This is a genomic window from Burkholderia guangdongensis (genome assembly GCF_013403875.1).
Classification (GTDB): Bacteria; Pseudomonadota; Gammaproteobacteria; order Burkholderiales; family Burkholderiaceae; genus Burkholderia; species Burkholderia guangdongensis.
The window spans coordinates 42,324-69,076 of sequence record NZ_JACBNX010000021.1 but is presented as its reverse complement, the minus strand read 5'-3'; the positions used below and the strand labels follow the sequence as shown (position 1 = coordinate 69,076).

The 26,753-nt window shown below is 69.2% G+C and carries 23 protein-coding genes; 11 read left to right on the top strand and 12 right to left on the bottom strand.

What is annotated here, in order from left to right; genetic code table 11:
- Positions 1-39: 39 nt before the first annotated feature.
- From HZI36_RS20340 to HZI36_RS20320, 5 genes are all read right to left on the bottom strand, one after another.
- Positions 40-1,464, bottom strand: coding sequence for an efflux transporter outer membrane subunit (locus HZI36_RS20340; RefSeq protein ID WP_246327152.1), 1,425 nt, complete (start codon positions 1,462-1,464; stop codon positions 40-42).
- 109 nt (positions 1,465-1,573) lie between these two features.
- Positions 1,574-2,728 (bottom strand): ABC transporter permease, encoded by a 1,155-nt coding sequence (locus HZI36_RS20335; protein WP_179404455.1) that lies wholly within the window; start codon positions 2,726-2,728, stop codon positions 1,574-1,576.
- Positions 2,725-3,681 (bottom strand): ABC transporter ATP-binding protein, encoded by a 957-nt coding sequence (locus HZI36_RS20330; protein ID WP_179404454.1) that lies wholly within the window; start codon positions 3,679-3,681, stop codon positions 2,725-2,727. Before HZI36_RS20330 ends, HZI36_RS20335 begins: the two co-directional genes overlap by 4 nt.
- Positions 3,678-4,664, bottom strand: coding sequence for an HlyD family secretion protein (locus HZI36_RS20325; protein WP_425485274.1), 987 nt, complete (start codon positions 4,662-4,664; stop codon positions 3,678-3,680). Before HZI36_RS20325 ends, HZI36_RS20330 begins: the two co-directional genes overlap by 4 nt.
- Positions 4,661-5,374 carry a TetR/AcrR family transcriptional regulator gene (locus HZI36_RS20320; protein ID WP_179404453.1) on the bottom strand — a complete coding sequence of 238 codons (714 nt, stop codon included), beginning with the start codon at positions 5,372-5,374 and terminating at the stop codon, positions 4,661-4,663. The genes HZI36_RS20325 and HZI36_RS20320 overlap by 4 nt, the downstream gene beginning before the upstream one ends.
- A gap of 356 nt (positions 5,375-5,730) precedes the next feature.
- On the opposite strand from HZI36_RS20320, the gene mprF reads away from it, so the two are divergent.
- A complete protein-coding gene (mprF, locus tag HZI36_RS20315; RefSeq protein ID WP_179404452.1) occupies positions 5,731-8,361 on the top strand; it encodes a bifunctional lysylphosphatidylglycerol flippase/synthetase MprF in 2,631 nt (876 codons plus the stop codon).
- Complete coding sequence (locus HZI36_RS20310) at positions 8,358-9,686, top strand: virulence factor family protein (RefSeq protein ID WP_179404451.1); 1,329 nt, start codon at positions 8,358-8,360, stop codon at positions 9,684-9,686. The genes mprF and HZI36_RS20310 overlap by 4 nt, the downstream gene beginning before the upstream one ends.
- Here the strand turns inward: HZI36_RS20310 and HZI36_RS20305 are convergent.
- Positions 9,658-10,920 carry a serine hydrolase domain-containing protein gene (locus HZI36_RS20305; protein WP_179404485.1) on the bottom strand — a complete coding sequence of 421 codons (1,263 nt, stop codon included), beginning with the start codon at positions 10,918-10,920 and terminating at the stop codon, positions 9,658-9,660. The genes HZI36_RS20310 and HZI36_RS20305 overlap by 29 nt on opposite strands.
- 193 nt (positions 10,921-11,113) lie before the next feature.
- Here HZI36_RS20305 and HZI36_RS20300 point away from each other — a divergent pair, with 193 nt between their 5' ends.
- Genes HZI36_RS20300 through HZI36_RS20290 form a run of 3 tightly spaced genes read left to right on the top strand, consistent with a single transcriptional unit; the run spans position 11,114 to position 12,724 of the window.
- A complete protein-coding gene (locus HZI36_RS20300; protein ID WP_179404450.1) occupies positions 11,114-11,653 on the top strand; it encodes a DUF4142 domain-containing protein in 540 nt (179 codons plus the stop codon).
- 25 nt (positions 11,654-11,678) lie between these two features.
- The gene (locus HZI36_RS20295) at positions 11,679-11,984 is read left to right on the top strand and encodes a cupredoxin domain-containing protein (RefSeq protein ID WP_179404484.1); all 306 of its coding nucleotides are present in this window, start codon (positions 11,679-11,681) and stop codon (positions 11,982-11,984) included.
- A gap of 20 nt (positions 11,985-12,004) precedes the next feature.
- The gene (locus HZI36_RS20290) at positions 12,005-12,724 is read left to right on the top strand and encodes an RNA polymerase sigma factor (RefSeq protein WP_179404449.1); all 720 of its coding nucleotides are present in this window, start codon (positions 12,005-12,007) and stop codon (positions 12,722-12,724) included.
- Between the two features lie 30 nt (positions 12,725-12,754).
- Here the strand turns inward: HZI36_RS20290 and HZI36_RS20285 are convergent, their stop codons facing one another.
- Genes HZI36_RS20285 through nirB form a run of 3 tightly spaced genes read right to left on the bottom strand, consistent with a single transcriptional unit; the run spans position 12,755 to position 18,457 of the window.
- On the bottom strand, positions 12,755-15,592 hold the full coding sequence (locus HZI36_RS20285) for a nitrate reductase (protein WP_179404448.1): 2,838 nt from the start codon (positions 15,590-15,592) through the stop codon (positions 12,755-12,757).
- Positions 15,589-15,972: a nitrite reductase small subunit NirD gene (gene nirD / locus HZI36_RS20280; protein WP_179404447.1), complete on the bottom strand. Its 384-nt coding sequence runs from the start codon at positions 15,970-15,972 to the stop codon at positions 15,589-15,591. Before nirD ends, HZI36_RS20285 begins: the two co-directional genes overlap by 4 nt.
- 31 nt (positions 15,973-16,003) lie before the next feature.
- A complete protein-coding gene (gene nirB / locus HZI36_RS20275; RefSeq protein WP_179404446.1) occupies positions 16,004-18,457 on the bottom strand; it encodes a nitrite reductase large subunit NirB in 2,454 nt (817 codons plus the stop codon).
- A 346-nt stretch (positions 18,458-18,803) separates the two neighbouring features.
- On the opposite strand from nirB, the gene HZI36_RS20270 reads away from it, so the two are divergent.
- Both HZI36_RS20270 and HZI36_RS20265 read left to right on the top strand, forming a co-directional pair.
- Positions 18,804-19,946, top strand: coding sequence for an ABC transporter substrate-binding protein (locus tag HZI36_RS20270; protein ID WP_179404445.1), 1,143 nt, complete (start codon positions 18,804-18,806; stop codon positions 19,944-19,946).
- Positions 19,943-21,697: a diguanylate cyclase domain-containing protein gene (locus HZI36_RS20265; RefSeq protein ID WP_179404444.1), complete on the top strand. Its 1,755-nt coding sequence runs from the start codon at positions 19,943-19,945 to the stop codon at positions 21,695-21,697. The genes HZI36_RS20270 and HZI36_RS20265 overlap by 4 nt, the downstream gene beginning before the upstream one ends.
- Before the next feature lie 24 nt (positions 21,698-21,721).
- On the opposite strand, the gene HZI36_RS20260 is transcribed toward HZI36_RS20265, so the two are convergent.
- Positions 21,722-21,985: a hypothetical protein gene (locus HZI36_RS20260; protein ID WP_179404443.1), complete on the bottom strand. Its 264-nt coding sequence runs from the start codon at positions 21,983-21,985 to the stop codon at positions 21,722-21,724.
- A gap of 181 nt (positions 21,986-22,166) precedes the next feature.
- On the opposite strand from HZI36_RS20260, the gene HZI36_RS20255 reads away from it, so the two are divergent.
- Positions 22,167-23,372, top strand: a complete 1,206-nt coding sequence (locus HZI36_RS20255; RefSeq protein ID WP_179404442.1) for a low temperature requirement protein A — start codon at positions 22,167-22,169, stop codon at positions 23,370-23,372.
- Between the two features lie 34 nt (positions 23,373-23,406).
- Here the strand turns inward: HZI36_RS20255 and HZI36_RS20250 are convergent, their stop codons facing one another.
- Positions 23,407-23,670 (bottom strand): hypothetical protein, encoded by a 264-nt coding sequence (locus HZI36_RS20250; RefSeq protein ID WP_179404441.1) that lies wholly within the window; start codon positions 23,668-23,670, stop codon positions 23,407-23,409.
- 91 nt (positions 23,671-23,761) lie between these two features.
- On the opposite strand from HZI36_RS20250, the gene HZI36_RS20245 reads away from it, so the two are divergent.
- Entirely contained in the window at positions 23,762-24,187 is a 426-nt protein-coding gene (locus HZI36_RS20245) for a MarR family winged helix-turn-helix transcriptional regulator (protein ID WP_179404440.1), read from the top strand.
- A 32-nt stretch (positions 24,188-24,219) separates the two neighbouring features.
- Here the strand turns inward: HZI36_RS20245 and HZI36_RS20240 are convergent, their stop codons facing one another.
- Complete coding sequence (locus tag HZI36_RS20240) at positions 24,220-25,356, bottom strand: MBL fold metallo-hydrolase (RefSeq protein WP_179404439.1); 1,137 nt, start codon at positions 25,354-25,356, stop codon at positions 24,220-24,222.
- Between the two features lie 83 nt (positions 25,357-25,439).
- On the opposite strand from HZI36_RS20240, the gene HZI36_RS20235 reads away from it, so the two are divergent.
- Both HZI36_RS20235 and HZI36_RS20230 read left to right on the top strand, forming a co-directional pair.
- Positions 25,440-26,108: a TetR/AcrR family transcriptional regulator gene (locus HZI36_RS20235; protein ID WP_179404438.1), complete on the top strand. Its 669-nt coding sequence runs from the start codon at positions 25,440-25,442 to the stop codon at positions 26,106-26,108.
- 55 nt (positions 26,109-26,163) lie between these two features.
- Positions 26,164-26,655 (top strand): flavodoxin family protein, encoded by a 492-nt coding sequence (locus HZI36_RS20230; RefSeq protein ID WP_179404437.1) that lies wholly within the window; start codon positions 26,164-26,166, stop codon positions 26,653-26,655.
- The last annotated feature ends 98 nt before the right edge of the window (positions 26,656-26,753 follow it).

Sequence of the window (26,753 nt, the reverse complement as noted above, 5' to 3'; positions counted from 1 at the left end):
GCGGCCGGCCGTGGCGCGGGCAGCGATGGCCTGCGGTGCTCATTCCGGCGCGTTTTCGGTCAGAGTCCCGCCCAATGCCTGAAACAGCGCGGCCGTATCCGCGAGCCGGTCGGCCTGCGCGCGCGTGCGGTCGAGCGCGGTCTGCAGCGCCTGCCGCTGCGTGTCGATCAGCGCGAACTGGCTGATGCCGCCCGCCGCATATTGCTGCCCGGCGATCGCGCTGGCGGCTTCGGCCTCGCGCGCGGCGCGCTCGCGCGACTGCAGCTCGGCCGCGTCGTCGTCGAGCGCGCGCAGCGCGTCCGCGACCTGCTGCAGCGCCTGCAGCACCGTCTGCCGGTAATCGGCGAACGCCGCGTCGTACGCGGCCTCGGCCGCGCGCTTTTTCGCGCGCAGCTCGCCGCCGTGGAACAGCGGCTGCGTCAGGTTCAGCCCGAGATTCCAGATGTTCAGCCCGTCGACGATGTCGGCGATGCGCATCCGCTCCGAGCCCGCGCCGGCCGAGATCGCGAAGTGCGGATACAGGTTCGCGGTCGCGACGCCGACGTTCGCGCTCGCCTGATGCAGCAGCGCTTGCGCCGCGCGGATGTCGGGCCGCTCGCGCGCGAGCGTCGACGGCAGCGTGACCGGCAGCGTGTCGGGCAGATGCAGCGCGTCGAGCGTCAGGTCCGGCAGATGCGCGTCGGACGGCGGCACGCCGAGCAGGATCGCGAGCCGGTGATCCGCCTGCGCGAGCTGCGCGGCGAGCGGCGGCAGGGACGCCTGCGTTTGCGCGACCAGCGTGCGCTGCGCGCGCACGTCGGCGAGCGACACGCCGCCCGCCGCGTAGCGCGCGTCGACGATCCGCAATTGCCGCGTCTGCGCGTCGACGAGCTGTTGCGTCAGCGCGATCTGCCGCGCGAGCGACGCGCGCCGGATCGCCGTCGCGACGACGTCGCCGGCGAGCGTCAGGCGCGCGGCGTCGAGCTCGTACGACGCGTAGTCGACCTGCGCGAGCAGCGCTTCGAGCGCGCGCCGGTTGCCGCCGAACAGGTCGAGCGCGTACGACACGCTGACCGACGCGTCGATCAGCGTGAACGGCCCCGGGTTGCGCACGTTCGGAATCCCGAACGCGGCGACGTCGACCTGCTCGCGTGTGGCGGACACACTCGCGTCGACTTGCGGCAGCAGTTTCGCGCCCGCTTCGGCCACGTAGTTTTGCCGTGCCTGCACGAGCTTCGCGCGTGCGTCGTCGAGCGTCGGGCTGTGCTGCCACGCTTCGTCGACGAGGCGGTTCAGCGCATCGGAGCGGAACTGCGTCCACCATTGGCGCGGCGCATGCGGCGCGGTCGCGAACGTCTGCGCGGCGCCGGCCGCGCCGCTCGCGGCCTCGGTGGCGGCCGGCAGCTCGCCGGCCGTGTAGCGCTGCGTCGCCGGCGCGGCCGGCGTGTTGAAGTCCGGGCCGACCGTGCATGCCGCGCAGAGCATCGCGACCGCGCCAACGTGTGCGGCGAGCGCCGCGCGACGGGTGAGGTGGCTGACGCGGGTGAGGGCGGCGAGGGCGGCCAGGGGCGGGCGGGCATGCATCGGCATCCGCCTAGTCGAGCGTGCGCCGATAGAAGCGCAGCGCGATGCCCATCACGACGACCGTGAACACGGCGACCGGCCACGCGGACGGCCACAGGTCGGCCCAGCCGTTCCCTTTGAGCAGGATGCCGCGCACGAGGCGGTCGAAGTAGGTGAGCGGCAGCAGGTTGCCGATGAACTGCGCCCACTTCGGCATGCCGGCGAACGGGAACATGAAGCCGGACAGCAGGATGTTCGGCAGGAAGTAGAACACCGCGAGCTGCATCGCCTGAAGCTGGTTCTGCGCGAGCGACGACAGCGTGATCCCGACCGTCAGGTTCGCGGCGATGAACAGCAGCGCGGACAGATAGATCGCGAGCACGCTGCCGACGAACGGCACGTGGAACACGATGCGCGCGGCCACGAGTATGATCGATACCTGGATCAGCCCGATGAACACGTAAGGGACGATCTTGCCGGTCATCACCTCGATCGGCAGCACGGGCGTCGCGAGCAGGTTCTCCATCGTGCCGCGCTCGCGCTCGCGCGTGATCGCGAGGCCGGTCATCATCACCATCGTCATCGTCAGGATCACGCCCATCAGGCCCGGCACGACGTTGTACTGCGTGATCCCCTCCGGGTTGTACAGCCGGTGCAGCACGACGTCGAACGCGCCCGGACGGCCGTTCAGATGCGCGAGCGGGCCGACGAGATCCTTGTCCGCGACCGGCTGCACGAGGCCCGTCAGTGCGTCGAGCGCGGAGCCGATCGCGACCGGATCGGTCGCGTCCGCCTCGACGAGCAGCGACGGGCGCTCGCCGCGCAGCAGCCGCCGCGAGAAATCGGCGGGCACGGTGAGCACGAACTGCACGTCCCCGCGCGCGAGCGCGTGCCGCGCGGACGCTTCGTCGGGCAGCGTCTCGATCACGTCGAAGTAGTCGGAGTTGCGCATCGCGGCGACGAAGCTGCGCTCGAACGGGCTCGTGTCCGCGACGATCACCGCGGTCGGCAGATGTTTCGGGTCGGTGTTGATCGCGAAGCCGAACAGCGTGAGCTGCAGGATCGGCACGCCGACGATCATCGCGAACGTCACGCGGTCGCGGCGCAGTTGCAGGAACTCCTTCAGCACGATGCTCCACCAGCGCGCGAACGAGAACGATCGGGCAAAGCGCAGCGGCGTGCTCATGACGGCGCGCCTGCTTTGCCGTTGCCGACGTCCGCGCGGCCCATCATGTAGATGAACACGTCCTCGAGGCCGGTGTCGACCGGCTCGACGCGCAGCGACGAATCTTCGGCGGCGGCTTGCGCGAGCGCCGCGTCGAGCGCGGGCCGGTCGCGGCCGCTCACGTGCAGCGTCGCGCCGAACACGACGGTCTGCTCGACGCCGGGCAGCGCGCGCAGCCGCGCGGACAGCTCGGTCAGCCGCTCGCCCGCGATCGCGCGCGTCGCGAGCCCCTGCGACGCGACGATCTCGGCGGCGGTGCCTTGCGCGAGCAGCTCGCCGTACGCGATGTACGCGAGCTTGTGGCAGCGCTCGGCCTCGTCCATGTAGTGCGTGCTGACGAGCACCGCGATGCCCTGCTCGGCGAGCCGGTGCAGCTCCTCCCAGAAGTCGCGGCGCGCGGCCGGATCGACGCCGGCGGTCGGCTCGTCGAGCAGCAGCAGCTCGGGGCCGTGCAGCATGCACGCGGCGAGCGCGAGCCGCTGCTTCCAGCCGCCGGACAGCGTGCCCGTCAACTGGTTCGCGCGGCGCGCGAGGCCGAGCGAATCGAGCGCGCGGGCGACCGCGGTCTTGCGGTCCGGCATCTCGTACATCCGCGCAACGAAATCGAGGTTCTCGCGGATCGACAGGTCGTCCCAGTACGAGAAGCGCTGCGTCATGTAGCCGACGCGCCGTTTGATCTGCGCGCTGTCGCGCACGATGTCGTAGCCGAGGCACGTGCCGATACCGGAGTCGGGCGTCAGCAGCCCGCACATCATCCGGATCGACGTCGTCTTGCCGCTGCCGTTCGGGCCGAGGAAGCCGAAGATCTCGCCGCGCGCGACGCGCAGCGACACATCCTTCACGACGTGCTTCGCGCCGAAATGCTTGTTCAGCTTGCTGACGTCGATCGCGTACGGGGCGGGTGGCGCGTTCATCGCAGTTTCACCGACACGGGCTGGCCCGGATGCAGCTTCGCCGCGTTCGCGACGGCCGGCCGGGCCTCGACCATGAACACGAGCTTCGTGCGGCTCTCGTTGCTGTAGATCACGGGTGGCGTGTATTCGGCCTCGCTCGACACGAACGTGATCCGCGCGGGCACGTCGGCCGCGCAGCCGTCGCACTGGATGTCGACCGCGCGGCCCGGCTCGAGCAGCGGGACGACGTTTTCGGGCACGAAGAAGCGCACCTTCACGTTCTGCGGCGGCAGCATCTGCACGACCGGATTGCCGGCCGGCACCCATTCGCCGACGCGATACAGCGTGTCGTAGACGAGCCCGGCCGAGGGTGTCGCGACGCGCTTCTGATCGAGCTTCCACTGGGCCTCGGCGACGGCCTCCTGCTCGGCGTCGACCTGCGCGGACTGCGCGGCGATCTGCTGCGCGCGGCCGGGCAGCCGCGCGACGTCGAGCTGGCTGCGCAGTTCGTGGACCTGCGCGGCCGTCGTCTGCGCGTTCGTGCGCGAATCGTCGAGCTGCTGCCGCGAGATCCCGCCCGCGCGGAACTGCAGCTCGTCGCGCGTCAATTGCTGCGCGGCCTTGCCGGCCTGCGCGACGGCCTGCGCGAGCTGCGCCTTCGTCACGTTCACTTCCGGTGGCCGCTTGCCGGTCTGCAGATCGGCGAACTGCGCGTGCGCGGCCGCGAGCTGATGCTGCGCCAGCCGCAGCGCGGCCGTTTCGTCGACCGCTTCGAGCGCGAACGCGGGCGCATCGAGGCCGACCGTCTGGCCGCGCTGCACGGACAGCTGCGTCAGCGTGCCCGATTGCGACGACGACAGATAGACGAACTCGCCTTCGACGTAGCCCTGATAGCCGTTCGCGCCGTCGGAACGCGGCCCGCATCCGGCGACGAACAGCGCGCTCGCGGCGAGCGCCGCGCGTGCGGCGGCGAGCGCGATCGACGGCCCACGCGGGCGGCTCACGGCGCGCTCCGTGCGGTTCGCGCGCGGCGCGCGGCGGGTGAGGGCGTGGGCGCGGGCGGCGGAGGCCGCAGCCCGAATCCGAGCAGCGCGCCAATGTGCCGCTGCAGCGCGCGGCGATCGAGCGGCGGCAGCCCGCGCGCGCTGTGCCAGAGCTTCGACGTCGCGAGCGGCAGCATCACGAGCGCGATGATCGAGTTGAACAGGTACAGCGGCTCGATGCCGGGATTGACGACGCCCGCGTGCTGCGCGTGCCGGATCTCGTCGGCGAACTGGCGGATGTGCTCGATCGGGATGCGCTCGAGCATCCGCTCGCGCAACTGGCCGCCCTCGTTGACGATCTCGCGCAGCCACAGCGGCGGCAGCCACGGCATCCGTTCGGTGACGTCGAAGAATCGCGCGACGAGCTCGTCGACGAGCGCGAACGGATCGTCGTCGGCCCGCGCGTCGGCCGGCCGCCACACGAACGCGATCACCTGCATCAGCCGCTCCTCGACGATCGCGTCCAGCAGTTGCTCGCGGTTCGTGAAGTAGTAGTGAACCATCGCCGACGTGACGCCGGCCGCATCCGCGATCTGCGCGACGGTCGTCGCCGCGATCCCGCGCTCGGCGAACAGGCCGGTGGCGATGTCGAGCATGCGGTCGCGCACGTCGACGTCGCCGCTCGACGGCCGGCGGCCGCGAGGTTTCGAGACGGTGGGTTTCGGGTTCATGCAGATGACACTAATTGATGGGTTAGTTAATTTCAAGGAAGGGTTTGTGCCGGGACGGGCAGTGGCACGCGCGCTTGCGCCGATCGAAACGTCCGACGAAATGCCCGGCCGTTCCCGGTAAAATTGCGCGTTCGCGTATGGAGGGACCGCTTAGTATCCCGTTTGCGGGCGCTCGCGCTCCGTCCGGCAAGGCCGCCGGGCCTGGCGAAAGATTTTGTAATATTTGCTTTGTATACTCGTGGTCCCGATTCAGGCGCCACCGGCCTCAGTGTCGACGGTTCGCCGCCGCTAAACGACCCGATTCGCCGCCTGCTCACCCGGCGCCGCGATCCCCTCTGCGACACCCCGGATAACTCATGCGTTTCCGTTTCACCGATTCGCTCGGCCGCGCGTCGACGCTGCTGCGCAACGAGCGCGTGCTGTCGCCGCTGCTCGCGCTCGGCATCGCGCTGCTGCTGATCGTCGTCTTCCAGCATCTGTCCGAGGCGGTCGACTATCACGCCGTGATCCGCCAGTTGCGGCACCTGTCCGCACGCCAGTGGGGCGCATCGCTCGGCGCGACCGCGATCAGCTATCTCGCGCTCGTCGGCCGCGACGCGGTCGGGTTGCGCTACGTCGGTGCGCGTGTGCCGCGCGCGCCGCTATGGATCGGCGCGATCGCCGGCTCCGCGCTCGGCAACGCGACCGGCTTCGGCGCGCTGACGGGCGGCGCGGTGCGCGCGCGCGCGTATGGCACGGCGGGCGTCACGCCCGCGCAGGTCGGCCGGATGACCGTGTTCACGAGCGCGGCGCTGACGCTCGCGCTCGTGCTGATCGCCGCGCTCGGCATGGTCGGCTTGGCCGGCATCGGCGGCATCGGCGGCACGGGCGGCATGGTCGACGGCGGCCAGCCGCTCGCGGCGCTGCTGGATGTCGCGCCCGGCGTGCTGAGCGCGGGCGGCGCGGTGCTGCTCGCGGCGCTCGCCGCGCTGGTCGCCGCTTGCGGCCGCACCGCGCGGCCGCTGCGCACGCGCTTGAGCCGGCGATTGAGCCGCCTCGCGTTCGACGTGCCGGCGCGCCGCGACCTCGTGACCGAGCTCGCGTTCTCGGTGCTCGACGTGATCGCCGCCGGCCTGACGCTGTGGGCGCTGCTGCCCGCGGCGCCGGTCGGCTTCCCGACCTTCGTCGCGGTCTACTCGGCCGCGCTGCTGTTCGGGATGATCGGCCACACGCCCGGCGGGATCGGCGTGTTCGAGGCGGCAATGGTGTTCACGCTCGGCCGCGCGGTGCCCGCGCACGAGATGGTCGCCGCGCTGATCGCGTACCGCGCGATCTACTTCGGCGTGCCGCTCGTGCTGTCGGCCGGGCTGCTCGCGGGCTTCGAGGGCCGCGCGCTGCGGCGCCGGCTCGTCACGCGGCAGGCCGCGCGCGTGTCGCAGCTCGCGCCGCTGTTCCTGAGCCTCGTCACGTTCGCGGTCGGCAGCATGCTCGTGATCTCGAGCGCGACGCCCGCGTTCTGGCATCGAATCGCGATCCTGCGCCACGTCGTGCCGCTGTGGGTGCTCGAAGGGTCGCAGATGCTGTCCGCGGTGCTCGGCGTCGCGCTGCTGTTCGTCGCGCGCGGGCTGCTGCGCCGGCTCGACGCCGCGTGGTGGATGACGTTCGCGATCACCGCCGTGAGCTTTGCGCTGTCGTTCGCGAAGGGCCTCGCGTTCGTCGAGGCCGGCGTGCTCGGCGCGCTGCTCGTGCTGCTGCTCGTCAGCCGGCGCCGCTTCAAACGGCATTCGTCGCTGTTCGCGGAGCGCTTCACGGCCGGCTGGTTCGCGTCGGTCGCGATGGTGCTGATGCTCGCGGTCTGGGTGCTATGCTTCGCGTTTCGCGGCACGCCTTACACGCAGGATCTGTGGTCGCACTTCTCGTTCGACGAGCGCGCGTCGCGGGCGCTGCGCGCGACGTCCGCGGCCGGCCTGTGCGCGGCGATGTTCGCGCTGTGGCAACTGCTGCGCCTCGCGCCCGGCCGCTTCGTGACGCCGGCGCCGCAGGATCTGCTCGACGCGGAGCGGATCATCCGCGCGCAAACGTGCAGCGACGCGGGCCTCGCGCTGATGGGCGACAAGAGTTTCCTGTTCTCCGAATCGCGCGAGGCGTTCCTGATGTACGCGAAGCACGGCCGCACGTGGGCCGCGCTGCACGATCCGGTCGGCCCGCGCGACGAATGGCCGGCGCTGATCGGCCGGTTCATCGCGCTCGCGCGCACGCACGGCGGGCGCGCGGCGTTCTATCAGGTGCGCGCGAGCGCGCTGCCGCTGTATCTCGACGCGGGCCTCACGCTGATGAAGCTCGGCGAAGAAGCGCATGTCGTGCTCGACGAGTTCGACCTGAAGGGCTCGCACCGCTCCCATCTGCGTTATGCGCTGCGCCGCGCGGACCGCGACGCGCTCGCGGTCGAGGTGATCGGGCCGCAGCGCGTGCCGGACGTGCTGCCCGCGCTGCGCGACATCTCCGACGGCTGGCTCGGCAGCCGCGACGCGCGCGAGAAGAGCTTCTCGGTCGCCGCGTTCCACGACGACTATCTCGCGACGCAGTCGGTGATGCTCGTGCGCCAGGCCGGCGCGCCGATCGCGTTCGTCACGTTCATGACGACCGACCTGAACACCGAGGCGACGGTCGGCGTGATGCGGCACTTGCCGGGCGCGTCGCCGTACGCGATGGAGTATCTGTTCACGCAGCTCGCGCTGCATCTGAAGGAAGCGGGGTTTCGCAGGCTGAGCCTTGGGATCGCGCCGTTCTCGGGGATGGGCGCGGCGGCGATGCCGTCGCCGTGGCATCGCTTCGGGCTGATGGTCTGGCGCTTCGGCGGCCGTTTCTACAACTTCCGTGGCTTGCGTGCATTCAAGAGCAAGTTCGAGCCTCAGTGGGAGCCGCGCTATCTCGCGGCGTCGGGCTCGGTCAGCGTGTTCGTCGCGCTCGCGGATCTGTCTTTGCTGGCGGGAGGTCGGCGTTCATGAACTTCAAACAGGGATTCGCGCGGGCCGTGCTCGCGTGTGCGGCGCTCGCTTGCGGCGCCGTGGCCGCGCATGCGGCCGAGATGGTGTCGGGCGGCCGGTATGGCCCGGTGACGGTCACGAAACCGGCCGGGGCGATGCGCGGCTTCGTCGTGCTTTTTTCGCGCGACGAGGGCTGGAGCGCGGCCGACCAGGATGCCGCCGACGCGCTCGCGAAGGCGGGCGCGATGACGGTCGGCGTCGACACCGCGCGCTATGCGGCGAACCTCGCCGCGAACGTGCAGGCGAACCCGGTCGGCAAACCGGCAGACAGGCGGCCCGCGAAGCCTGAAACCTGCCATCACCTCGACGGCGACGCCGAATCGATCAGCCATCAGCTCGAGCGGCAGGCGCGCTCGGCGCGGTATTTCGCGCCGATCGTCGCGGGCGCCGGGCAGGGCGGCACGCTCGCGAAGCAGATTCTGTCGATGGCGCCGGAGAACACGATCGCGGGCGCGGTGTCGGTCGATGCGCAGCCGGCGCTCGATCCGCGCTTCAAGCCGTGCGCGCCCGATCCGACGATCGCGCGCCGCGCGATGCCGGGCTTTGTCGACACGGCGCCGGCCGGCGACGCGGCGAAGCTCGTCGCGCTCGTGACGCCGCATCTGCACGACGGCAGCGCGGATGCGCTCGACGTGTCCGACCTGCCGCTGATCGAGCTGCCGGCCGCGCGGCCGGATGGCCGGCTCGCGATCGTGATGTCGGGCGACGGCGGCTGGCGCGATCTCGACAAGACGATCGCGGAAGCGCTGCAGAAGGATGGCGTGTCGGTCGTCGGCTGGGACAGCCTGCGCTATTTCTGGAGCGAGAAGACGCCCGAGCAGACGAGCCGCGACCTCGCGCGCGTGATGCGCACGTACGCGACGCGCTGGCATGCGACGCGCATCGCGCTCGTCGGCTACTCGTTCGGCGCGGACGTGATGCCGTTCGCGTACAACCGGCTGCCGGACGCGCTGCGCGACAAGGTGACGGTGATGTCGCTGCTCGGCTTAGCTCCTGAGGCCGACTTCCAGATCCGCGTGACCGGCTGGCTCGGGATGCCGGCCGGCGAGCGCGCGCTGCAGGCACGGCCGGAGATCGCGAAGGTGCCGCCGCGGATCGTGCAATGCTTCTACGGCGAGCACGAGAAGGACACGCTGTGCCCGGCGCTCGCGAACACCGGCGCCGACGTGATCCGCACGTCGGGCGACCACCATTTCGATCGCAATTACGTCGCGCTCGAGAAGCGGATTCTCGCGGCGTTCGGGGGAGCGGGCACGCTCAGCGCGCCGCGCCCTTCGGCTCCGTGATCGCGCTATAGACGAGCGTGCGCAGTTGCCGGCGCAACGGGTACGCGGACGACGGCAGCATCTGGGTCAGGAACAGCGCGATCAGTTCCTCCTGCGGATCGACCCAGAAATAGGTGCTTGCCGCGCCGCCCCAGAAGAAGTCGCCGGCGCTGCCGGGCAGCATCGTCGTGGCCGGCGTCACGGTGGTCGCGAAACCGAGCCCGAAGCCGACGCCGTCGTAAGCGGCCTCGCTGAACATCGACCGCGACATGCGCGGCAGGTCGGCGCCGCCCGGCAGGTGATTGGCGGTCATCAGCTCCAGCGTTTTCGGCGCGAGCAACCGTACCCCGTCCAGCTCGCCGCCCTGCAGCAGCATGCGCGCGAAGCGCATGTAGTCGGCGGCGGTGGACACGAGCCCGCCGCCGCCGGAAACGAGGCGGGGCGGCTTCAGATAGGGGCTCGTGCGTGGATCGTCCACCAGCACCGGCCCGTCCGTGGAGACCACCTTCGAACCGAGCTGGCCGATGCTGTAGCACGCGCAAAAGCGGGCCGCCTTCTCCGGCGGCACATGAAAGCCGGTATCGACCATGCCGAGCGGATCGAAAATGCGTTCCTGCACGAAGGTGTCGAACGGCATCCCGCTGACCTTGCCCACCAGATAGCCGAGCACATCGGTGGAGAGAGAGTAGTTCCACGCGTCGCCCGGCGAGAATTCGAGCGGCAGGCCGGCCAGTTTCTCGATCATGTCGTCGAGCGTGTCCTCCGTATGGAGATCGCCCACTTTCAGCTTGCGGTAGGCCGCATCGACGTTGGTATTCTGCTGAAAGCCGTAGGTCAGGCCCGACGTGTGGCGCAGCAGGTCGATCACCAGCATCGGCCGCGCGACCGGGCGGGTCTGGAAGCTTTCCATGAAGCCGCCGGCGTAGACGCCCAGCTTTTCCCACGACGGGATGTACTTGCTGACGGGGTCGTCCAGCGCGATCCGGCATTCTTCGACCAGCATCATCAGCGCGACCGACGTGACGGGCTTGGTCATCGAGTAGATGCGGAAGATCGAATTCTCGGCCAGCGGCACCTGTCGCTCGCGGTCGGCCAGGCCGAGCACCGAGTTCAGGGTCAGCTCGCCGCGCCGCCACACCTGCAGCAGGGCGCCGGGCAGCTTGCCGGTCGCGATATAGGTTTCGTCGACGAAACGCTCGATTCGCTCGAGCCGTTCCCGGCACATTCCCTGCGTTTCCCTGCTTTGCGTATCCATGTATTCCCCTTGTTCCTGCCGGTTGACGGTGACCGCTGCGAAGACGCCCGCCCATGATCTTATCGTCATATCGTTTTTTTTGACGAACTCGACGGAAACGGGCGCGACACACGCGACATCCAATGACATGAGCGGCGTGATGTCGCTCGCGCGGACGACGCAGGCTCGTCCACCGATGTTCGGAGGATTGGAGATGAAAGCAACAGTCAACGTAGCGCTCTGCGGCGCGCTGCTGATGGCCTGCACGCAGGCATTCGCGCAGAGTGCCGGGCCGAACGACGCGCAGATTTCGGCGATCGTCGTGACCGCGAACCAGGTCGACATCGACGCCGGCAATCTCGCGGAATCGAAGACGCACGACAAGGCCGTGATGGCGTTCGCAAAGCAGATGGTGACGGACCACACCTCGGTGAACAACGCGGCGGGGGATCTCGTGCACCGGCTCGGCGTGACGCCGGAGGACAACCCGACCAGCGCGGACCTGAAGCACGGCGGCGACGACAACCTCGCGCACCTGCGCACGCTCGACGGCAAGCAGTTCGATCACGCGTACGTCGATCACGAAGTCGCGTATCACGAGGCGGTGATCGGCGCGCTCGACCACACGCTGATTCCGAGCGCGCAGAATGCGGACCTGAAGGCGCTGCTCGTCAAGGTGAGGCCGGCGTTCGTCGCGCACCTGGAGCACGCGAAGCATCTGCAGTCGCAACTGGGGAAGGGCGGTGCGCAATGAGCGCGCGGCCGCGCGCTGCGCCGGTGTGTTGTTGGCGCTGTTGGCGCTCGCAGGCGGCGGTTTGCCCGGCGCGGCGGCGGCCGGCACACGGACCGTCGTCATCGAGCAGATGCGCTTCAATCCGCCGGTGCTGACGGTCCATCCTGGCGATCGCATACTATGGATCAACCGGGATCTCGTTCCGCACACGGTCAGCGCGGACGCGCGCACGTTCGATTCGGGCAGTATCGCGCCGCAGGCGAGCTGGCGGTTCGTCGCGCGCGCGCCCGGCCGGTTTCCGTATCGATGTACGTTCCATCCGACGATGCACGGGATGCTGATCGTCCGGTGACACCGGACAAGGGAGCGCGAATGACGGTTTCTTTCGACGTCGACGACCATCCGGCGCTCGTCGGCGAGCAGGGCGAGCACAGCGAGCAGGACATCGTGCGCCGGATCGCGGCCGGCGATCACGCGGCGTTCGCGTCGATGATGCGCGCGCACAACCGGCGGCTGTTCCGGCTCGCGCGCGCGGTCCTGCGCAACGACGAAGAGACCGAAGAGGCGCTGCAGGTTGCGTATCTCGCCGCATATCGCGCGATCGGGCAGTTTCGCGGCGAGTCGTCGCTGTCGACGTGGCTGTCGCGTCTCGTGCTGAACGAATGCTTCGGGCGCGTGCGTCGCGCGAAGCGGCGCTCGGACGCGATGCCGATCGTGGACGGCGACGGCCGGGCAGACGAGGTCGACATGATCGATGACATCGGTGGCACGCCCGAGCAGGCGGCGTCGCGAGCCGAGCTGCGCAGCCTGCTCGAGCGCCGGATCGACGAATTGCCGGACGCGTTTCGCGTGGTGTTCGTGCTGCGCTCGGTCGAGGAAATGAGCGTCGAGGAGACGGCTCAATGCCTCGACCTGCCCGAAGCGACGGTGCGCAGCCGCCATCATCGGGCGCGGCGGATGCTGCGCGGCGCGCTGGTGCGCGATCTCGACGTCGCCGAGCGCGATGCGTTCGACTTTTGCGGCGCGCGATGCGACCGGCTCGTCGCATCGGTGCTTGCGCTGGTGCGCGATGGCGGCTCGACGGGCGATTGACGTCGATGGCGCCGGGCGGCGGCAGCCGCGCTACGGCGCGACCGGCACCGCGCGTTGCGCCGCGCCGGCAATCAGCCGGCGAATCTCCGGCACGCACGATCCGCACTGCGTGCCGCATTTGAGTCGCGTCTGCAGCGACACGAGCCGTTCCGCCGGCGTCGCGGCGGCGGGGCAATCGGCGAGTGCCGCGACGATGTCGCGCTCGCCGACGCCGACGCAATTGCAGACCGCGCGGCCGCGCGACGGCGCGGGTTGCAGCGGCACGCGGCCCGCGAGCAGCAGCATCCGGCCGATCGCGCCGACGCTCGCGCCGCTTTCGACGTAGCCGCGCAGCACGGCCGCGCTGTCCTCGGTCGTGCCGGCGGCGCCCCACACCGAGAACGACACGAGCGCGCCGTCGGCGATGCGCACGCGCCGGCCGGTGCTGCGCCGCACGTCGCCGTACGTCATCACGTCGGCCGCGTGCTCGGGCAGGTCGAACAGCGCCTCGATCTCGCGATGCAGCTCGGCCGGCGCCGGATCGTAGGCGGCCGCGCGCCATGCGAGGCCGCCGTATGAGTCGTCGCCGAACGGCACGCAGCTCGCGTACGGAAAGCACGCGAACAGCGCGCGCAGCCGCTGCTGCCGCTCGAGCAGCACGTCGGCGGGCAGCCGCGCGACGATCTGCCAGCGCCACGGCAGGTCGGCCTTCAGCAGCTTCGCGGCCGCGTGTTTCAGCTCCGGCTGGCGCGAATGCGGATCGAGCGCCGGCGACATCACCGCGTTGATCCCCGCGCCGACGCGATTGCCCGCCAGGCCCGACACGAACTCGTCGCCCCAGTGCATCGGCGTGAACGCCTGGCCGGGCGCGACCGCGTCGTCGGCACGCACCGGCAGCAGCGCGCTGCCGCGGCGCGACGTCAGGTGCACGAAATCGTGCGCGCCGAGCCCGAGCCGTGCGCAGTCCGCCGGCGACACGCCGACCACCGGCTCGGGCGCATGCGCGAACAGCTTCGGCACGGTGCCCGTCCGGCTGCCGCCGTGCCATTGGTCACGCAGGCGGCCGGTCGTCAGCGCGAAGCGGTAGCGCGAGTCGACCGCTTCCGCGACAGGCCGGTACGGCGTCGGGATGAAGCGCGCGCGGCCGTCGGCGGTCGGAAAGCGTCCGTCTTCATAGAGCCGCGCGGTGCCTTGCCACGCGCCCGCCGGCAGCGGCCACTGCTGCGGCCCGTCGCGCTCGAGCATCGGCCACGACAGCCCGGTGATGTCGCAGTCGCGACCGGCCGTGCTCGCGCGATGCTCGTTCCAGATCGCTTCCGCGTCCGGGTACGGGAACAGCGTCGGCCGGCCCGGCGCGAGGCGCGCCTCGAGGCGGCGGCCGACGTCGGCGGCGATCCGCCAGTCGTCGCGCGCGTCGCCGTACGGCGTGACGGCCGCGCGCACACGCGAGATCCGCCGCTCGGAATTCGTCACGGTGCCGTTCTTCTCGCCCCAGGTCGTGGCGGGCAGCAGCACGTCCGCATACGGCGCGGTGCCGGTGTGCGCGTAGGCGTCCTGCAGCACGACGAACTCGGCGCGCGCGAGCCCCGCGCGCACGGCCGACTGGTTCGGCAGCGAATGCGCGGGATTCGTGCAGACGATCCACACCGCCTTCAGCGTGCCGTCCGCGAGCCGCTCGAACATCTCGACCGCGGTGAGGCCGGGCTGCGCGGGCACGTCGTCGACGCCCCACAGTTGCGCGATTTCCGCGCGGTCGGCCGGATTCGCGAGATCGCGATGCGCGGACGCGAGCGTCGCCATCCCGCCGACCTCGCGGCCGCCCATCGCGTTCGGCTGGCCGGTCAGCGAGAACGGGCCCGCGCCGGGCTTGCCGATCTGGCCGGTCGCGAGATGCAGGTGAATCAGCGCGACGTTCTTGTCGGTGCCGTGCGACGACTGGTTCAGCCCCTGGCAGTACAGCGACAGCGACGGCCCTTCGGCGAACCAGCGCGCGGCTTTCACGATGTCGTCCGCGCGCAGCCCGCAGATCTGCGCGGCGACGGCCGGCGCGTAGTCGCGCACCAGCTCGCGCACCGCGTCGAAGCCGCTCGTGTGCGCGTCGACGAACGCGCGGTCGAGCCCGCCGTCCTCGATCAGCACGTGCAGCATCGCGTTGAACAGCGCGACGTCGGTGCCGGGCTGCAGCGCGAGATGCAGCGTCGCGTCGCTGGCCGCGTCGGTGCGGCGCGGATCGGCGACGATCACCTTCATCGCGGGATTGCGCTCGCGCGCCGCTTCGAGCCGGCGATAGAGGATCGGGTGCGCGTACGCCGGATTCGCGCCGGCGATGAACACGGTGCCCGCATGATAGAGATCGTCGTAGTTGCACGGCGGCGCATCGGCGCCGAGCGTCTTCTTGTAGCCGACGACGGCCGAGCTCATGCAGAGCCGCGAATTCGAATCGATGTTGTTCGTGCCGATCAGCCCTTTCGCGAGCTTGTTGAACACGTAGTAATCCTCGGTCAGCAACTGGCCCGACACGTACAGGCCGACCGAATCCGGGCCGTGCCGCTCGACGATCTGCGCGAAGCGCTGCGCGACGTGATCCAGCGCGTCGTCCCACGACACGCGCGTGCGCGCCGCGTCGCGCGACGTCCGCCACTCCGGATGCTGCGCGCGCGTCTGCGCGTACCGCAGCGGCGCGGCGGTCAGATGCAGCGTGCTGCCTTTCGAGCAGAGCCGGCCGAAGTTCGCCGGATGGTCCGGGTCGCCGCGCACGCCGACGATCTCGTCGCCGCGCGTCTCGATTATCACGCCGCAGCCGGTGCCGCAATAGCAGCAGGTCGAGCGCGTGTCGCGAACCGCCGCGGCATCGCCCGGCGCGAGCGGCCGTGCAGCGTCCGCTGTCATGCGGCGGGACCGGGAGCGACGGGCGCGGCCTCGTCGAGCGCGAGCGTCGCGAGCTCGCTACGCTTGAGCAGCACCGCGTCGCCGGCGCGCTCGACGCTGAACGGCGTCGTGCAGCCTTCGTCGGGCAGCATCGCGCAGCCGCTGTCGAGCGCGATGTTGTAGCCGTGCAGCGGGCAGGTGACCTGCCCGCCGTGCACGATCCCTTGCGACAGCGGGCCGCCCCGGTGCGGGCAGCGATCGAGCAGCGCGAACACCGCGTCGCCGTCGGTGCGAAACACGGCGACCGGGCCGCCGTTCGGACGCTTGACGACGCGCGCGCCGAGCGGCGGGATGTCGTCGAGATTGCAGACAGCGATCCATTCCTGTTCGAGAGAAGACATCTTGTGCATTCCTTGTCGGTGGGCGTGACGATCAGTGACCGGCGGGTTCGACCGCGATCGGTTCGAACTGGCGCAGATCGACCCGCGCGGTCTGCGCGTCGTGCCACGGATCGGGCTCGTCCTTCAGCGCGGACTGCAGGCGCTCCCACAGTGCGCGCCGATTGTCGGCGTCGTCAAGCACGCGCGCCTTCGCGTGATCGAGGCCGACGCGCTCCAGATAGTGGACGGTGCGCTCGAGATACCAGCCTTCCTCGCGATAGAGCTGCAGGAACGCGCCCGCATACTCGAGCACTTCCTCGTGCGTCTTGACCTTGCAGAAGAACTGCGCGACCTCGGTCTTGATCCCGCCGTTGCCGCCGACGTAGATTTCCCAGCCCGAATCGACGCCGATCACGCCGACGTCCTTGATGCCCGACTCCGCGCAATTGCGCGGGCAGCCGGACACCGCGATCTTGACCTTGTGCGGCGCGTACATGCGCCACAGCGCGCGCTCGAGCTGCTGGCCCATCAGCGTCGAATCCTGCGTGCCGAAGCGGCACCATTCGGAGCCGACGCAGGTCTTCACGGTGCGCAGCGCCTTCGCGTACGCGTGGCCGCTCGGCATCCCGAGATCGGTCCACACGCCGGGCAGATCCTCCTTCTTCACGCCGAGCAGGTCGATGCGCTGGCCGCCGGTGACCTTGACGGTCGGGATCGCGTACTTGTCGACGACGTCCGCGATGCGGCGCAGCTCGTCGGCCGTCGTCACGCCGCCCCACATGCGCGGCACGACCGAGTAGGTGCCGTCCTTCTGGATGTTCGCGTGCGCGCGCTCGTTGATGAAGCGCGACTGCGGATCGTCCTTCGCGTCGTGCGGCCACGTGCTGATGCAGTAGTAGTTCAGCGCGGGGCGGCAGGTCGAGCAGCCGTTCGGCGTGCGCCATTCGAGGAAGTGCATCGCATCGGGCACCGACAGCAGCTTGTGCTCGCGGATCGCGTTGCGCACCTCCGCGTGCGTGCGGTCGGTGCAGCCGCAGAGGGGCTTCGCCTTCGGCGACGCCGAGTAGTCGCCGCCGAGCGTCGACATCAGGATCTGCTCGACGAGGCCCGTGCACGATCCGCACGACGCGGACGCCTTCGTGTGCTTGCGCACCTCGTCGATCGTGAAGAGGCCCTTCTCCTTGATCGCGCTGACGATCGTCCCCTTGCAGACGCCGTTGCAGCCGCACACCTCGGCGGTGTCGGCAAGCGCCACCGCGTGCGTCGCGCCTGCGTGACCGGTGTCGCCGAGGCTCGTCTCGCCGAACATCAGCGTATCGCGGATATCGGAGACGTTGCGCCCTTCGCGCAGCAGCTTGAAGTACCACGCGCCGTCCGCGGTGTCGCCGTACAGGCACGCGCCGACGATCTTGTCCTCCTTGATCACGAGCTTCTTGTAGACGCCCGCGAGCGGATCGGACAGCGTGATTTCCTCGGTGCCTTCGCCGCCGAGGAATTCGCCGGCCGAATAGAGGTCGATGCCGGTGACCTTCAGCTTCGTCGACGTGACCGAGCCGGTGTAGCGGCCGATGCCGAATTCGGCGAGATGGTTCGCGGCGACCTTCGCCTGCTCGAACAGCGGCGCGACGAGGCCGTACGCGACGCCGCGATGGCTCACGCATTCGCCGACCGCGTAGATGCGCGGATCGTAGGTCTGCATCGTGTCGTTGACCACGACGCCCCGGTTGCAGTAAAGCCCCGCGCTTTCGGCGAGCGTCGTGTTCGGCCGGATGCCGATCGCCATCACGACGAGATCGGCATCGCAGGTTTCGCCGTCGCTGAAGCGCACCGCGCGCACGCGGGCGCTGCCGTCCGGGCCGTCGCCGATCAGCGCGGCGGTCTGTTTCTCCATCAGGAATTTGAGGCCGCGCGCTTCGAGCGACTGGCGCAGCAGGTCGCCCGCCTTCGCGTCGAGCTGGCGCTCGAGCAGCGTCGGCGCGAGGTGCACGACCGTCACGTCCATCCCGCGCAGCTTGAGCCCGTTCGCCGCCTCCAGGCCGAGCAGGCCGCCGCCGATCACGACCGCGCGCTTGTAGCGCGACGACGCGTCGATCATCGCCTGCGTGTCCGCGATGTCGCGATAGCCGATCACGCCGTCGAGATCGGCACCCGGAATCGGCAGCATGAACGGGTTCGATCCGGTCGCGAGCAACAGCCGGTCGTACGGCGCTTCGGTGCCGTCGTCGGCGATCACGAGCCGCTTCACGCGATCGATCTTCACGATCTTCTTGCCCGTCAGCAGCTTGATCCCGTTCGTCTCGTACCACGCGTAGTCGTTGAGCACGATCTGTTCGAGCGTCTGCTCGCCCGCGAGCACCGGCGACAGCAGGATGCGGTTGTAGTTCGGATGCGGTTCCGCACCGAACACCGTCACGTCATAAAGGTCCGGGGCGAGCTTGAGCAGCTCTTCCAGGGTGCGTACCCCGGCCATTCCGTTCCCGACCATCACCAGCTTCATCTTGCGCATCCCGACTCTCCTCGATACTGCCGATCATGTTGCGAATCTCGATAGGCAATGAGCAAGTGGCGTGCCAGCGCGCGAAAACATGGACGCCACGTGCTGCGAAATGTGCTGTGATTCGCGATCGCGCGGCCAAATGATCGAAAGTGGTGCGCACGCGCATGCTGCGGTGCATCGAAAAGTGGCGAAGCGAGTGCCGAAACACCAGCGCGGTGCGCGACGCAATCGACCGCGTGCGAGTGGGGCGCGCGGCACTTCAGACGAATCTCGCTGTGGATGATTCGGATTGCCACGCGATTTCTTTTGTGGTCTTGTTGCGGGGAGACCAATTAACTCGAAAAAGGCCGTCCCGATGCAACCGGGTGTCCAGCGCTGGATTCTGGACCTACTCCGATCCATTCGGCGAAGCGGTGCCTATCGATGCGCGGGGAAATACGCGTCGTGCTGGGCCGTCGCCATTGTTTCGCTTGGTTTGCTGTCGTGCATATCCGGTGAAGCTGCGGCGCAACCCGCGAACGAAAACGTTTTACGTGTGCTCGCGTGGCCCGGCTATGCGGACGACGACGTCGTCAAGGCATTCGAATCGCACTTTCACGTGAAGGTCGAGGTCACGTTCGTCGATTCGGATGAGGCGTTATGGTCTCGCATGCATAGCGCTTCGCCGCCGCCGTTCGACGTGCTCGCGGCGAACACCGCGGAGATCCAGCGCTATACGCGCGACGAGATGCTCGAGCCGCTCGATCTCGCGCGCATTCCGAACCGCCGGCATCAGTTGCCGAATTTCCAGCAGCTGTCGAGCATCGGCGGGCTGATGCGGGACGGCAACGCGTACGCGATTCCGTTCACGTATTCGTCGATGGGGCTGATCTACGACCGCAAGCAGGTGCCGGTCGTCCCGCATTCGATGCTCGAGCTGTGGAATCCCCGCTATCGCGGCAAGGTGCTCGATTTCAACAGCGCGCAGCACAACTTCTCGTTTACCGCGCTCGCGCTCGGCTACCCGGATCCGTTTCGTCTGACGCCCACGCAGATGCACGCGGTCACGCGCAAGCTGATCGACCTGCGGCGCAATCTGCTCAGCTACTACACGCTGCCCGAGGAGGCGAGCGCGCTGTTCGTCCAGCATCATGCGGCGCTGATGTTCGGCAACTACGGCACGCAGCAGGTCGAGCTGCTGCGGCGCGCGGGTGTCGACGTCGGCTACGTGATTCCCGACGAAGGCGCGCTCGCGTGGCTCGACTGCTGGGCGATCACGCGCGGCGCGTCCGACCTCGTTCTCGCGCACGCGTGGATCAACTACATGCTCGAACCCGCGATCGGCGCGCTGCTCACGCAGCGCCAGGGGCTCGCGAACACGCTGACGCCGTCGCCGGACGGCGTGTCCGAAGCCGGCCGGCGCCTGTTCTGGATTCAGCCGGTCGAGGACATCGGCGAGCGCGAAGCGCTGTGGAGCCGCATCGAATCGGGCGACAGGCCGGAGAGCTTTCCGAAATGATCAAGCTCGGCCTGACCTCGAAGCTGTCGATCCTGCTCGCGTGCATCGGCGTCATTGCGTCCGGCGCGACCGGCTATTACACGTATCGCGCGAATCGCGCGATGCTCGTGGTGGAAGCGCAACACACCCTGCTGACGTCGACGCAGCTGCTCGGCCAGCGCCTGAGCGCCGCGCTCGGCGACGTCGCCGACGACGCGCTCGTGCTCGCCGCGATGCCGTCGTCGGTCGCGGTCGTGCGCAGCGACGACCTGTCGAACCCGGGGCGCGTGCGGCTCGAGGAGGTGTATTACACGTTCATGGCGCATCACCCGGAATATCTGCAGATTCGTCTGATCGCGCGCGCGCATTTCGGGCTCGAACGGATTCGCGCGGACCGCGACTCGCGCGGGATCGTGATGGTGCCCGAGCGCGAGCTGCAGGAGAAAGGGCAGTTCGCGTACGTGTTCGACACGCTCGCGACGATGCCGGGGCGCGTGTACCTGTCGCCGATCGGCATCAATCACGAGCAGGGCTCGCACGCGGCGGAGGGCCGGCCGATCCTGCGCGTCGGCACGCCGATCGTCGCGCCGGACGGCCAGACGGTCGGTGCGCTCGTGATCGACGTCGATCTGACGCGGGTGTTCAAGCGGCTCGAGCGCGACCTGCCGACCGACTATCTGGTCTATCTCGCGAACGAGTGGGGCGACTTTCTCGTGCATCCGGATCCGTCGCAGACGTTCGGTTTCGATCGCGGGCGGCGCGTGCTGATGCAGGACAGCTTCCCGGCGACGCGGCCGCTGTTCGAGGAATCGCGCGCGAACCTGACGCTCGACGGGCTCGCGCATCCGGACCAGGCGCCGTCGCAGGTGCTCGCATTCACGCGCGCGCCGTTTGGCCTTGCCGAAGGCAATCGCTTCATCGTGCTCGGGCTGTCGCGGCCGCTGGGCGACGTGCTGGTGTCCGCGAACGTGCTCGGCGGGCACATCGTGCGGATGGTGCTCGTGTCGAGCCTGCTCGCGCTCGTGCTGGCGATCCTGTTCGCGCGCGCGCTGACGCGGCCGCTGCAGGTGCTGGCTTACGCGACGACGCACGTGTTCGACGATCCTCAAGCCGCCGAGCGGCTGCCGGTGTCGCGCTCGGACGAGATCGGCATCCTCGCGCGCTGCTTCGACGGAATGCGTTCGGAGATCCGCGGGCAGATGCGGGCGCTGCACGCGAAGCAGCAGGAGCTCACGCATCTGGCGGGCCACGACACGCTGACCGGGCTGCCGAACCGGATGCTGTTTCTCGAGCGGCTCGACGCGGCGATCCGGCACGCGTCGGTGACGGGCGAGGGGCTCGCGGTGATGTTCGTCGATCTCGACCGCTTCAAGCAGATCAACGACCAGCTCGGGCATTCGGCCGGCGACCGCACGCTCGTCGCGGTAGCAGAGCGGCTGAACGCGACGCTGCGCAGCTGCGATATGGCCGCGCGGCTCGGCGGCGACGAATTCATCGTACTGATCGCCGGCGTGCGCTCGCCGGACGTGATCGGCGACATCGCGACGCGCATCCAGCGCGTGCTCGCGGAAGAGCTCGAGATCTGCGGGCGGCGGATGGCGGTCGGCGCGAGCATCGGCGTCAGCGAATATCCGCTCGACGGCGATTCGTCCGACGAGTTGCTGGTGAAGGCGGATGCGGCGATGTATGCGGCGAAGGCGTCGCTGCGGTGCGCGTACGTGCGGTATCAGGACATGCTGACCGTCGACGCGCGCGCCGCGGACGACGCGTAACGCCGGCGGCGGTCCGGGCGGTGGTCATTTGCCGCCGTCGGCGTCCTCGATTTCCTTGCGCTCGCGGCGTTCCTCGTTGCCGCGGCGCGCGCGCAGTCGCTGCCGCGACAGCACCGCGATGACTTCGCTCGCGCTCGAGTCGGCGCGCAGCTCGTTGCGAATCCGGTCTGGCACCATCGGGAGGCCGGCGCGCTGCCGGCGCAGCGCTTTCGCGATCTCGCGGCGGCATGCGTCCCCGTGGCAATCCCATTCGTCGCGGATTCTCGGACAGTAAGGGCATTTCTCCATCGCGACAGTCTAACGCGTCTCGCCGGATCGGCTGCGCGACTGTCGATTTTGCGCGACGGGCGGGTGTTTGCCGCGGGTCGCTTTCGACGGCGGGCCCAGACCCTCACTCCTCGACCGCTCGCGGCGTTTGCGGTACCGTCGCGGTTGCCGCATCCGCCTCGTGCTCCGAACCCGCGACCTCATGACCGAATCGACCTACGACCATCCACTGCTGCGCAAGCGCGACGGACATCACGCGCGCGTCACGTACGAAGAGCTGTTCTTCGATCTCGTCTACGTGTTCGCGGTCACGCAGTTGAGCCACATGCTGCTCGTGCATCTGACGCCGGGCGGCGCGTTCGAGACGCTGATCCTGTGGTTCGCCGTCTGGCTCGGCTGGCAGTACATGTGCTGGGTCACGAACTGGTTCGATCCGGAAACGCCACCCATCCGGGCGCTCGTGTTCGCGACGATGCTGATCGGGCTCGTGATGGCCGCCGCGATTCCCGATGCGTTCGGCCCGCGCGGCATCGTGTTCGCGCTCGCGTACGTCACGATGCAGGTCGGCCGGACGGTGTACATCGTGTCTCGTCTCGGCCGCGCGCATCCGCTCGCGCCGAACTATCGGCGGATCCTCGGCTGGGTGTCGATCGCGGGCGTGCTGTGGATCGCCGGCGGCCTCGCGCACGACGGCGCGCGCGTCGCGTGCTGGCTCGCGGCGGTGGCATGCGAGTACGTCGCGCCGATGTTCGGCTTCGCGCTGCCGGGGCTCGGCCGCTCGAGCACCCGCGAGTGGACGATCGAGGGCGGCCATCTGACCGAGCGCTGCCAGCTGTTCGTGATCGTCGCGCTGGGTGAGGCGGTGCTCGCGACCGGCGCGACGTTCTCCACCGGCACGCAGTGGAGCGCGACGATCATTTGCGCGTTCGTCGGCACGTTCGCCGGGTCGCTCGCGATGTGGTGGCTGTACTTCGGCACGTCGAGCAAGGACGCGACGACGACGATCACGCGCTCCGGCGATCCGGGCCGCATCGGCGCGTATTTTCATTACGTGCATGCGATTCTCGTCGCCGGGATCATCGTCAGCGCGGTCGGCAACGATCTGGTGCTCGCGCATCCGGCGCGCACGGCGTCGCTCGCAGACGCGATCGTGCTCGTCGCGGGGCCCGCGATCTACCTGGCCGGCAGCGCGGTGTTCAAGAAGATCGTGTACTCGGTGATTCCGTTCTCGCACGTCGCGGCGACGCTCGTGCTGATCGCGCTCGTTGCGGCGAGCGGATTCGTCGGCCTGCTCGCGATGAGCTGGGCGACGACCGCGGTGCTGTTCGGCGCGTCGCTGTGGGAAAGCCGCGTCGAGCGGCAGTGCATCGCGGCGCGCGCGGTGCCGCATTCGCGCGCATCGCATTGACGCGAGCCTGAACGCACGCGGCGAGGGCGCCGCGTCACCAGCGGAACCGGTCGCTTTGCAGCCTCGATCGTTGCGGGCCCCATCCGTCGAGATGATAGGAAACGGTGGGGATATGGATCGTGCCGCGTCCCGCCGCCAATGCGGCGGTGCGGCCATTCGCGCCGACCAGCGGGCGGCCGCTGCCCGAATGCGCGGCCGCGGGAAGCGCGGCGTAGCCGTCGATGCGCGGCGGCGCCATCGCGCCGCCCGCCTGCATCACGGCGAACGCGATCAGCACCGGTAGGAATTTGCCGTCCACTTTTCGATCCTGCCTCGACGAGCGTGCCTGTGTATATTAGGTCACATGATGATATGTTTCCAGAAAACGCCCGGTGTTCGAGGAGGTTCCGATGACATCGACCTGCCGCAAGGCCGTGGGGGCCGTGACGAAATACGATCTGGAGCAGTTATCCGAATTCCGTTACCGGCTCCGGCGCTTCCAGCGTTTTTCCGAAGAGATACTGCATGCCGAAGGGCTCACGCCGCAGCAGTACATGCTGATGCTGCATACGTGCGCGTTTGCCGATCGCACGTGGGCGACGGTTGGTGAAATCGCGGAGCGTCTGCAGGCGTCGTCGCACGGCACGGTCGCGCTCGTGACGCGCTGCGAGGCCGCGGGCCTCGTCAGGCGCCAGACGAGCCTGCACGACCGCAGGCAGGTCGAGGTGCATCTGACGCCGAAGGGCGAGCAATGCCTGCGCAAGGTCGCGGCGTTGCACAAATCGGAAATCCGGTCGTTCGGCTGGGCGTTTCACGACGTCGCCGACGGCGGCTGAATGGTCGTATCGATGACGGCGGCGCGCCGCGCTCAGGCGCCCGTCTGCTCCGCGCGACGCGACGCGCACCAGCGCGAACGCATGGTCGGCGCGGCCGGCACGTCGGCCGCTTCGGCGACCCGGCGCCACCATTTGTCGCCGCGATGCGGTTCGACCAGATCCAGCCGCTCGCCCATGCGCGGCGTCGAGATCGCGATGCCGCGCGCAGCCGCCAGGCTCGTCACCCGCTCGAACGGCTCCTGCCAGCGATGCATCGCGAGATCGAACGTGCCGTTGTGAATCGGCACCAGCCGGCGCCCGCGCAGATCGACGTGCGCCTGCACGGTTTCTTCGGGCTGCATATGAACGTACGGCCAGTGCGGATCGTACGCGCCCGTTTCGATCAGCGTGACGTCGAACGGGCCGAGGCGCTCGCCGATGGCCCTGAAGCCGTCGAAGTAGCCGGTGTCGCCGCTGAAGAACACGCGCAGATCGTGATCGACGATGACCCACGACGCCCACAGCGTGCTGTTGCCGTCGAACAGGCTGCGTCCGGAGAAATGCTGCGCGGGCGTCGCGGTGAACGTCAGGCCGTCGACGTCCACGCTTTGCCACCAGTCGAGCTGGCGAATCTTCTTGCTGTCGATCCCCCATTCGATCAGCCGGTCGCCGACGCCGAGCGGCGTCAGAAACACGCCGGTCGTCGCGGCGAGCGCGAGCACCGTGTCGCGGTCGAGATGGTCGTAGTGGTCGTGCGACAGGATCACGCCGCGCAGCGGCGGCAGGTCGGCGAGCGCGATCGGCGGCGCATGGAAGCGCTTCGGGCCCAGATGCCGGAACGGCGACGCGCGCTCGGCGAACACCGGATCGGTCAGCCAGAACTGGCCGCGCAGCTTCAGCAGCATCGTCGAGTGGCCGAGCCGGTAGAGGCTGCGGTCGGGCGCCGCGTCGAGCTGGTCGCGGGTCAGCGCGTCGACCGGGATCGCGCCCGCCGGGGCCGTGTCGCGCGGCTTGTTGAACAGCATGTTCCACGCGATCCGCAGCGTTTTGCCGAGCCCTTCGGCCGGGCGCGGCGCGGCATTGCGAAAGCGCTCCCCGTCGTGCTGCGGCGACGCGCTCGACAATGCGCGCCCGCGTTCCGCAGCCGTCAGACCAAAAGTGCGATGAATGAAATCGGGGAGCAGTGTCATGACCGGTGGCTCGATCTAAAAAGTACACTGCGTAGTGTAGTTTGTTTTTCGAGAAAGTAAACTGCCCGGTGTAAAATTTCGCGATGGACATCCCATCTTGCAACCAGCGTCTGACCGACCGGAAGCGCGTCGCGATCGTCGGCGCGGCGATCGACGAATTCCTCGCGGCCGGGTACGAGGCGACCAGCATGGATCGCATCGCGGCGCGCGCGAACGTCTCCAAGCGTACGGTCTACAACCATTTCCCGAGCAAGGAAGCGCTGTTCGAGGCGATTCTGCAGCAGCTGTGGGATGCGAGCCAGGCGGGCGCGGTGCGCGCGTATCGCGCGGACGAGCCGCTGCGCGCGCAATTGCTCGAGCTGCTGATGCGCAAGCTGCGGCTGTTGAACGACGACGCGTTTCTCGCGCTGGCGCGAGTCGCGATCGCGACGGGCATTCATTCGCCGGAGCGCGCGCGGGAGATGGTCGCGCGCCTCGGCGAGCGGGAGGAGGACGTGACGGTCTGGGTACGCGCGGCGACGGCCGACGGCCGGCTCGTCGCGCCGGAGCCAGCGTTCGCCGCACAGCAGCTGCAGGGGCTCGTGAAGGCGTTCGCATTCTGGCCGCAGGTCGCGCTCGGGCAGCCGACGCTCGACGACGCCGCGCGAACGAAGGTCGCGCAATCCGCGGTCGACCTGTTTCTCGCGCGCTACGAACGGCGCGACGCTGGCGGCGGCAGCGACAGCGGCAGCGGCAGCAGCGAGTCGCCGTGACGACGGCGCGATGGTGATACAGTGAACCGCAGATGAATATTGCGCGCATGCACGGATGAAGACGTTGCTGATCGTCTATCACACGATGACCGGCGGCACCCGGCAGATGGCCGAGGCCGCCGCCGATGCGGCGCGCGCGCAGCCGGACGTGTCGGTGCGGCTCCAGCTCGCGACCGACACCGGCCCGGACGACGTGCTGGCCGCCGACGGCTACCTGTTCGCGACGCCGGAGAATCTGGCCGCGATGTCCGGGCTGATGAAGGACTTCTTCGACCGCTGCTACTACGCGGCGCTCGACCGCGTGAACGGCCGCCCGTACGCGGCGATGATCTGCGCGGGCAGCGACGGCCAGAACGCGTTGCGCCAGATCGATCGTATCGCGACCGGCTGGCGCCTGAACGGCGTCGCGCCGGGCCTGATCGTCTGCACGCACGCGCAGACGCCGGAGCGCATCCTCGCGCCGAAGACGATCGATGCCGACGATCTCGCGCGCTGCGCGGAACTCGGCGCCGGGCTCGCGGCCGGGCTCGCGCTCGGCGTGTTCTGACGCGGACTGACGCTGACTGTCGCGGACTGACCCGCCACCCCGCCGAATCGGTGTTGCGCAATTTTTTGTTCCCGGGGACACTGCGCGGGGAGCGTCGT